This is a genomic window from Saccharothrix sp. ALI-22-I, from assembly GCF_001984175.1.
Taxonomy (GTDB): domain Bacteria; phylum Actinomycetota; class Actinomycetes; order Mycobacteriales; family Pseudonocardiaceae; genus Actinosynnema.
Map to the genome: position 1 here is coordinate 58,410 of NZ_MTQP01000037.1, position 8,447 is coordinate 66,856.

The 8,447-nt window shown below is 65.1% G+C and carries 8 protein-coding genes and 2 rRNA genes; 6 read left to right on the top strand and 4 right to left on the bottom strand.

Features of this window, described 5'->3' with window-relative positions:
• Nucleotides 1-47: 47 nt before the first annotated feature.
• Genes ALI22I_RS04405 through ALI22I_RS04420 form a run of 4 tightly spaced genes read left to right on the top strand, consistent with a single transcriptional unit; the run spans nucleotide 48 to nucleotide 2,585 of the window.
• Nucleotides 48-497 (top strand): hypothetical protein, encoded by a 450-nt coding sequence (locus tag ALI22I_RS04405; protein WP_077004262.1) that lies wholly within the window; start codon nucleotides 48-50, stop codon nucleotides 495-497.
• Nucleotides 498-680 (top strand): hypothetical protein, encoded by a 183-nt coding sequence (locus ALI22I_RS04410; RefSeq protein ID WP_077004263.1) that lies wholly within the window; start codon nucleotides 498-500, stop codon nucleotides 678-680.
• Entirely contained in the window at nucleotides 677-1,543 is an 867-nt protein-coding gene (locus ALI22I_RS04415; protein ID WP_077004264.1) for a hypothetical protein, read from the top strand. Before ALI22I_RS04410 ends, ALI22I_RS04415 begins: the two co-directional genes overlap by 4 nt.
• A 25-nt stretch (nucleotides 1,544-1,568) precedes the next feature.
• Nucleotides 1,569-2,585, top strand: a complete 1,017-nt coding sequence (locus ALI22I_RS04420; protein ID WP_077004265.1) for an ImmA/IrrE family metallo-endopeptidase — start codon at nucleotides 1,569-1,571, stop codon at nucleotides 2,583-2,585.
• 27 nt (nucleotides 2,586-2,612) lie between these two features.
• Here the strand turns inward: ALI22I_RS04420 and ALI22I_RS04425 are convergent, their stop codons facing one another.
• A complete protein-coding gene (locus tag ALI22I_RS04425) occupies nucleotides 2,613-3,413 on the bottom strand; it encodes an NAD(P)H-binding protein (protein ID WP_143531955.1) in 801 nt (266 codons plus the stop codon).
• 71 nt (nucleotides 3,414-3,484) lie between these two features.
• On the opposite strand from ALI22I_RS04425, the gene ALI22I_RS04430 reads away from it, so the two are divergent.
• Both ALI22I_RS04430 and ALI22I_RS04435 read left to right on the top strand, forming a co-directional pair.
• Nucleotides 3,485-4,396, top strand: coding sequence for an AraC family transcriptional regulator (locus ALI22I_RS04430; RefSeq protein ID WP_077004266.1), 912 nt, complete (start codon nucleotides 3,485-3,487; stop codon nucleotides 4,394-4,396).
• Nucleotides 4,393-4,725 carry a nucleotide pyrophosphohydrolase gene (locus tag ALI22I_RS04435; protein ID WP_077004267.1) on the top strand — a complete coding sequence of 111 codons (333 nt, stop codon included), beginning with the start codon at nucleotides 4,393-4,395 and terminating at the stop codon, nucleotides 4,723-4,725. The genes ALI22I_RS04430 and ALI22I_RS04435 overlap by 4 nt, the downstream gene beginning before the upstream one ends.
• Before the next feature lie 7 nt (nucleotides 4,726-4,732).
• Here ALI22I_RS04435 and ALI22I_RS50380 read toward each other — a convergent pair whose 3' ends face one another.
• The 3 genes from ALI22I_RS50380 to ALI22I_RS04445 all read right to left on the bottom strand — a co-directional run bounded on the left by ALI22I_RS50380 (nucleotide 4,733) and on the right by ALI22I_RS04445 (nucleotide 8,398).
• Nucleotides 4,733-4,906 (bottom strand): hypothetical protein, encoded by a 174-nt coding sequence (locus tag ALI22I_RS50380; protein ID WP_179118087.1) that lies wholly within the window; start codon nucleotides 4,904-4,906, stop codon nucleotides 4,733-4,735.
• A 183-nt stretch (nucleotides 4,907-5,089) separates the two neighbouring features.
• Nucleotides 5,090-5,206, bottom strand: a 5S ribosomal RNA gene (gene rrf / locus ALI22I_RS04440).
• Nucleotides 5,207-5,318: 112 nt separating this feature from the next.
• Nucleotides 5,319-8,398: ribosomal RNA gene (locus ALI22I_RS04445) — 23S ribosomal RNA — on the bottom strand.
• Nucleotides 8,399-8,447: the final 49 nt, after the last annotated feature.

The window sequence follows — 8,447 nt, forward strand, 5'->3', positions numbered from 1 at the left end:
CCCGGCCGTCCGTTCTTCATGCATCGGCGGAGGGGAAGAATGCGGCGGTGTCGCATGCTGACCTGCCAAGCCTCACCGACTTGCGCGCCGCCCTGATCGAGCACGAGGCCCCTGCCGAGGCGCTGCGCATCGTGGACACCTCCAGCAACGCGGTCGAAGCCCTCGAACTGCTGGCCGAAGCCGGCCTGCTGCCGTTCTCCGGCCATCCGGTGGCCGCCCTTGTCGAAAGTTTCGCGCCCCTGCTCGAACCGGGGTGCGGTCCCCTCGCCGCGGAGCTGTCCGGCTCGGAGTTCCTCGGCTTGCTGCGTGACGGCATCGCCGAGGAAGACCTGGTTGACGCGCTGGCCTCGATGATCGGCGACGCCGAGGCCTTCGGGTCCCGGGAGGCGCTGGCGATGTTGAGGGTGTTCGCGGTGCTCGCACCGCCGGAGGTGCGTCCGATGGCGGCCGAAGCGGCCGACCGGCTCGTCGCGTCCGGGCTGAAGGACCCGACGTGAGTGCGGACGATCGGCAGGCCGCGGGTCGGCGCCTGCTTCGGCTACGCGGACACCTTCGGCTCGCAGGAGGGTGTCGCACTCACCTTCACCTACGGCCGCAAGTCGCACGCCCTGGTCCTGCTGATCGACTACGACCTCGGCGGAGGCGTGAAGGACTGTTCGTCTCCGACCGCCCCGACATGATCAGGGCCGGCTACCGTGAAGCCGCCGAGCAGCCCGGCTTCGCCTACCGCGATTACTCGCCGGACGAGGCGCGGGCGATCGTGGAACGGGCGTTGGCGAACGAGCCTTGTCCGGTCGAGGAGGATCAGGTGGAGGATGTGCGCCTCAACCTGGACCTGGTACAAAGGCGGAGTTCCGCGCCGACCACCGACACTGGAATGTCGGTGGTCGCGGTTACCGTGCCGAGCATGAGGATGTCGAACGCCACCGAGCTGACCGACGACCACCACGCCCAGCTGGCCGAGCTCGGGCTGAGAGTCGACCACCTGGACGAAGCGATCTGGGCCGGGGTGGACGCGCGGGCGTCCGCGCCGCCGTTGGGGCCGACCAACGGGGCCGGGTTGCTGGACTGGATCCACCGCGTCGGCAGGCTCCGCGAAGTGCTCGTCGCCGAGGGGTGGACGCGGGTCGACAAGTGGAACGCCGGGCTCGTCCAGCACCCCACCAAACCGGTCGTGCTGGGCACCCTCCAGGGCAACCGCCACACCGGCACGCTCGGCGCTCCCCTGCGCAGCGACTACGCCAAAGGCCCCGCCATCGCCGCGATGATGCGCGGCAACGACCGGGACCAGTTCACGCTGTTCGACTCGCTTCACACGCACGAGTGGAAGCTGTGGTTCCTGGTCACCTACCCCCACCAGGAGGGTGACCGGCTGGTCGTGCTGCGCGAGGTGGCGCAGCCGGAGCCCACGCCGCAGGGCCAGGTGGTGGACCGGTGGGCGCACCGGATCACGTTGCCTCCCTTGGTGTTCGGCCCACTGCCCACACCACGCGGCACGGACGGTCCCGACGACATCGACGTCACCGTCACGCTGCGCGGGTAGGCGCGGGTGCGAGAATGGCGCGATCATGCTCACGCCCTCCCGCCTCGTCCTGGCCCGGACCCGTCGCGGTCTCACCGCGGTGGAGTTGGCGCGCAAGGCCCGCACGAGCCCGGCGAGCATCGGCGACTACGAGCACGGCCGCCGCCAACCACGACCGGCCACCACCGCCAGGCTCACCGAGGCCCTCGGCTTCCAGGCGGGCTTCCTCGAAGCCGACGACGTGCCGGACATCGAGGTGGCGTTCACCAGACCGGCGTCCAAGCGGCAACGGGACGCCGCGGTCAGCGCCGCCCGCCTGGCCCTCGGCTTCGACGCCTGGCTGACCCGAGCCTTCACGTTCCCCGACCCGGACGTGCCGACGTGGGAGCACCCCGACCCGGAGACCGCCGCCGAGATGGTGCGCGCCCGGTGGAGCATCCCGCACCGCCCCGCGCCCAACATGGTGCACCTGCTGGAAGCGCACGGCGTCCGGGTCTTCTCCCTCCCTCAGGACTGCGCCGCCGCGGGCCCGTTCTCCTTCCGCCACGCCGGCACCCCGTACGTCTTCCTGGACCCGACGGCCTCCCCCGACCAGGCCCGCTTCGACGTCACCCGCGAACTCGGCCACCTCACCCGCACCGACGACGCGCAAACGTTCGCGACCGCCTTCTTGCTGCCGAAAGCCGGTGTGCTGGCCGCCGTCCCCCGAGGCGCGCTCACCGAACAGGTCCTCGCCCACAGCGCCACCTGGCACGTCTCCCCACTCGCCCTCGCCCACCGCCTCCACGCCCTCGGCCTGCTCACCCGCCCGCAACACGCGACCGTGTGCGCCCAACTCGCCCGCCGCACCACCGGCATGGCCCGCCGCGAGACGTCCCAAGTGCTCACCAAGGTCTTCCGCACGCTGCGCGCCCAGGGCACCACCCCGCACGACATCGCGCGCGAACTCCTGCTCGACGCGGAAGAGCTGAACGGACTCGTGTTCGGCCTAGTCCTCACCGCCCTACCTGGCCAGGGCGACCACGGCCACGCCGGCAAACCGCACCTCACCCTCGTCCGCTGAAACCAGGCGGGGCCTGCTCGTCCTCGCTCAGCGCCAGGCGCCGGCCGCCTCCTTCACGTAGTCGTCGAACGACCCCCCGTCGTGCCCGAGCACGGACGGCACACCGTCGGACAACGCGGCCTCCTGGCCGTCCCGGATCCCGATCACGGACATCGTCAGCACCTCCGCGTACCCCTGGGCGAAACCGCCCTGCATCAGCAACTCGGTGTAGTCAGCCGGGGTCACGTCGACCACGCGGACCGAACGACCCGACACGTCACCGATCCGCGCCAACGCCTCGCCGAACGTCAACGCCTCCGGCCCGGACAGCTCGTACGTGACGCCCGCATGCCCGTCCTGCGTCAACGCCGCCACCGCCACGTCGGCGATGTCCTGCGCGTCGATGAACGGGTGCGCGCCGTCGCCACCGGCCGGCAGCACGATCTCGCCCGCCAACACCTCCGCCAGGAAGTAGTCCTCACTGAAGTTCTGCGAGAACCACGTCGGCCGCAGGATCGTCCAGTCCACTCCGGACTCCCGCACCGCACGCTCACGCCCGTCGTCCGAGTCGAGCCCACGCGCCGAAAGCAACACGATCCGCCGCACTCCCGCCACCACGGCCTGCGGCACGAACGCCGCCACCTCGGTGTCGTCCAGGGTCATCCCGAGCGGCACGAGGTAGACCGCGGTGACGCCGTCGAGGGCGGCCGCCCAGGTGGACTGGTCCGTCCAGTCGAAGCGGATCGGCGTGCTGCGGGAGACAGGACGGTAGGCGACGCCGAGGGCGTCGAGGGCGGCGGTGACGCGGCGGCCGGTCTTGCCGGTCGCTCCGATAACCAGGATTGTCATGCCACCAGCCAATCAAGATCGTGCTGGACGGAACATGGCTCACAGTCCGAGATCCATGTTCAATCGTCTACGTGGACGCTCTCACCGATCTACTGCGCGGCGTGCACGCGCAGCGCGCCATGATGTGCCGCTCGTTCTGCTCACCGCCGTGGGCGCTGGCGTTCGCGCCGACGGCGCCACTCACCCTCGTCACCGCCGTGCGCGGCGACACCTGGCTGCTCACCGAGGACGGCACCCACGTGTTGATGCGTCCGGGCGACATCGGCCTGATCCGCGGACCGCTGCGGTTCGTGCTGGCCGACGACCCGGCGACGCCGCCGCAGGTCGACTTCGACGAACCGGACTGCGAACAGTGGCGCGTCGGCACCCGCACCTGCGGGTTCCCGGCCGACGGGGACGCGCTGGTGATCAGCGGCAGCTACGAGGTCGACGGCAGCGTGTCCGACCGCCTGCTCAACGCCCTGCCGCCGGTATTGGTCGTGCCGTGCGCGGACGGGGAGTGCCCGACGGTGGGCGTGCTCTCCTCGGAGATCGCCAAGGACAAGCCCGGCCAGGACATCATCCTCGCCCGGCTGCTGGACCTGCTGCTGGTGTTCACGCTGCGCGAGTGGTTCGACCGGCCCGAGGCGAACACGCCCGCCTGGTACCGGGCGTTGGGTGACGAGATCGTCGGCCCCGCTCTGCGTGCGATGCACGACGAGCCCCAGCGCGCCTGGACCGTCGCCGAACTCGCAGCGCGCGCCGGGGCGTCACGGGCGGCGTTGGCGCGGCGGTTCACCACGCTGGTCGGCGTGCCGCCGCTGACCTACCTGACCGAGTGGCGCATGGAACTCGCCGCGAACCTGCTCACCGAACCGGATGCCACCGTCGGCTCGGTGGCGCGTGCGGTCGGTTACGCGGACGGGTTCGCGTTCAGCACGGCGTTCAAACGGGTACGCGGCGTGCGGCCCAGCGACCACCGTGTGGTAGCTCTGCGGGCATGAACCTGGAAGACCTGCGGGACGCGCTGCGCCGATTCGCCGCCGCACGCGACTGGGACCAGTACCACACCCCGAAGAACCTCGTGATGGCGTTGTCCGGGGAAGTCGGCGAGCTGACCGACCTGTTCCAGTGGCTCACGCCCGAACAGGCCGCGCACGCGATGGACGACCCCGAGCTGGCGCGGAACGTGCGCGACGAGCTGGCCGACGTCATGCACTACCTGGTGCGGCTGGCCGACAAGCTGGACGTGGACCTCATCGAGGCCGCGTTCGCCAAGATCGAGCGGAACGAACGGCGTTTTCCGACCGGTGACCTGAAGCCCGTCGAATGAGCCGACGTCAGACGTAGGTCAGCAAGAGCAGGATCAACGCCACGAGAACGATCAAGCCGAAAAGGACCGAAGCCCACATCGGCGTGGATGACGACGACGGGCGGGCACGAGCGTGCCTGCCTCTTCGTCTGCGCGCTCGCCACGGCACCGAAGCCTCCCCTGCCCACTCACCGCTGCTCATGCCGTTACGGTAAGGACGATCAAGGGCGGGAAGTCGCACATCACCCACTCGCGCGAACCGCATCGCCCGAATAGCGGTGGAGAACACCAGAACGTGACGGTTCGCGGTCGCGTGGAAACATGTGCTGAACGCAAAAAGCCCTCAGGGGCACTCGACATGTCGAGTGCCCCTGAGGGAAGGAATGTTCGGCGGCGTCCTACTCTCCCACACCCTCACGAGTGCAGTACCATCGGCGCTGGAAGGCTTAACTACCGGGTTCGGAATGGGACCGGGTGTTCCCCAACCGCAATGACCACCGAAACACTATGAAATTACCAACCCGTAGGCACCCGACCCCGAACCCTGTTACGGGCCCGGTCCTGGTGGTCCGGTTCGGCTCTCTCAGAACCGCACAGTGGATGCGTAGCATTTTCGTAGCAAGTCCTCGGCCTATTAGTACCGGTCAACTCCAGCCGTTACCGACCTTCCATCTCCGGCCTATCAACCCAATGGTCTCTTGGGGGCCTTAACCCACGAAGGGTGGGATACCTCATCTAGGAACAGGCTTCCCGCTTAGATGCTTTCAGCGGTTATCCCTTCCGAACGTAGCCAACCAGCAATGCCCTTGGCAGGACAACTGGCACACCAGAGGTCCGTCCGTCCCGGTCCTCTCGTACTAGGGACAGCCTTCCGCAAGTATCCTACGCGCGCGGCGGATAGGGACCGAACTGTCTCACGACGTTCTAAACCCAGCTCGCGTACCGCTTTAATGGGCGAACAGCCCAACCCTTGGGACCTACTCCAGCCCCAGGATGCGACGAGCCGACATCGAGGTGCCAAACCATGCCGTCGATATGGACTCTTGGGCAAGATCAGCCTGTTATCCCCGGGGTACCTTTTATCCGTTGAGCGACCACGCTTCCACAAGCCATGGCCGGATCACTAGTTCCGACTTTCGTCCCTGCTCGACCTGTCGGTCTCACAGTCAAGCCCCCTTGTGCACTTGCACTCGACACCTGATTGCCAACCAGGCTGAGGGAACCTTTGAGCGCCTCCGTTACCCTTTGGGAGGCAACCGCCCCAGTTAAACTACCCACCAGGCACTGTCCCTGATCCGGATCACGGACCGAGGTTAGACATCCAGTACGACCAGAGTGGTATTTCAACGACGACTCCACAACCACTGGCGTGGCCGCTTCACAGTCTCCCACCTATCCTACACAAGCCGAACCGAACACCAATACCAAGCTATAGTAAAGGTCCCGGGGTCTTTCCGTCCTGCCGCGCGTAACGAGCATCTTTACTCGTAGTGCAATTTCGCCGGGCCTGTGGTTGAGACAGTCGAGAAGTCGTTACGCCATTCGTGCAGGTCGGAACTTACCCGACAAGGAATTTCGCTACCTTAGGATGGTTATAGTTACCACCGCCGTTTACTGGCGCTTAAGTTCTCAGCCTCGCCCCGAAGGACTAACCGGTCCCCTTAACGTTCCAGCACCGGGCAGGCGTCAGTCCGTATACATCGTCTTGCGACTTCGCACGGACCTGTGTTTTTAGTAAACAGTCGCTTCTCGCTGGTCTCTGCGGCCGAAAAATCCTAGCCCGCAAGGGGCTTCAAATCCCTCGGCCCCCCTTCTCCCGAAGTTACGGGGGCATTTTGCCGAGTTCCTTAACCACAGTTCGCCCGATCGCCTCGGTATTCTCTACCTGACCACCTGTGTCGGTTTGGGGTACGGGCCGCATGAACACTCACTAGAGGCTTTTCTCGGCAGCATGGGATCACTCTACTTCGCCTCAATCGGCTATGCATCACGTCTCAGCCTCAATGCCTGGCGGATTTGCCTACCAGACGGCCTACACGCTTACACCAGTACTACCACTCACTGGCGGAGCTACCCTCCTGCGTCACCCCATCGCTTGACTACTACAAGTTCAGGTCCCGCGCTCCACGTCACCCATCATCCGAAGAATCAGGGCGGGCTTCGGGCGGTTAGTATCACAAGGTTCGCCATGGGCGCGTTCACACGGGTACGGGAATATCAACCCGTTGTCCATCGACTACGCCTGTCGGCCTCGCCTTAGGTCCCGACTTACCCTGGGCGGATTAGCCTGGCCCAGGAACCCTTGGTCATCCGGCGGACGAGTTTCTCACTCGTCTTTCGCTACTCATGCCTGCATTCTCACTCGTGTGGCTTCCACGGCTGGATCACTCCGCCGCTTCAACAGCCACACGACGCTCCCCTACCCATCCCGACATAATCGGAATGACACGGCTTCGGCGGTGTGCTTGAGCCCCGCTACATTGTCGGCGCAGGACCACTTGACCAGTGAGCTATTACGCACTCTTTAAAGGGTGGCTGCTTCTAAGCCAACCTCCTGGTTGTCTGGGCGACCCCACATCCTTTCCCACTTAGCACACACTTAGGGGCCTTAGCCGGCGTTCTGGGCTGTTTCCCTCTCGACTACGAAGCTTATCCCCCGCAGTCTCACTGCCGCGCTCTCACGTACCGGCATTCGGAGTTTGGTTGATTTCGGTAAGCTTGTGGGCCCCCTAGACCATCCAGTGCTCTACCTCCGGCACGAAACACACGACGCTGCACCTAAATGCATTTCGGGGAGAACCAGCTATCACGGAGTTTGATTGGCCTTTCACCCCTAACCACAGCTCATCCCCCAGGTTTTCAACCCTGGTGGGTTCGGGCCTCCACGCGGTCTTACCCACGCTTCACCCTGGCCATGGCTAGATCACTCCGCTTCGGGTCTAGACCACGCGACTGGAATCGCCCTATTCGGACTCGCTTTCGCTACGGCTACCCCACACGGGTTAACCTCGCCACGCAGCACTAACTCGCAGGCTCATTCTTCAAAAGGCACGCCGTCACCCCTAAAGGCTCCGACGGATTGTAGGCACACGGTTTCAGGTACTATTTCACTCCCCTCCCGGGGTACTTTTCACCTTTCCCTCACGGTACTAGTCCGCTATCGGTCACCAGGGAGTATTCAGGCTTAGCGGGTGGTCCCGCCAGATTCACAGCGAATTTCACGAGTACGCTGCTACTTGGGAACACCGTCAGGAGACACCGGGTTTTCACGTACGGGACTTTCACCCTCTACGGCCACGCTTTCCAGACGCGTTCCGCTAACCACAGTGTTTTATGACTCCTCGACCGTCCGGCAGAACGATCAGACAGGTCCCACGACCCCGTACACGCAACCCCTGCCGGGTATCACACGAATACGGTTTAGCCTCTTCCGCTTTCGCTCGCCACTACTCACGGAATCACGGTTGTTTTCTCTTCCTGCGGGTACTGAGATGTTTCACTTCCCCGCGTTCCCTCCACACGCCCTATGTGTTCAGGCGTGGGTGACCCCACATGACTGGGGCCGGGTTTCCCCATTCGGATACCCTTGGATCTCAGCTCGGTTGACAGCTCCCCAAGGCTTTTCGCAGTCTCCTACGTCCTTCATCGGCTCCTGGTGCCAAGGCATCCACCGTGTGCCCTTAATAACTTGCCACAAAGATGCTCGCATCCACTGTGCAGTTCTCAAAGAACAACCAGACACC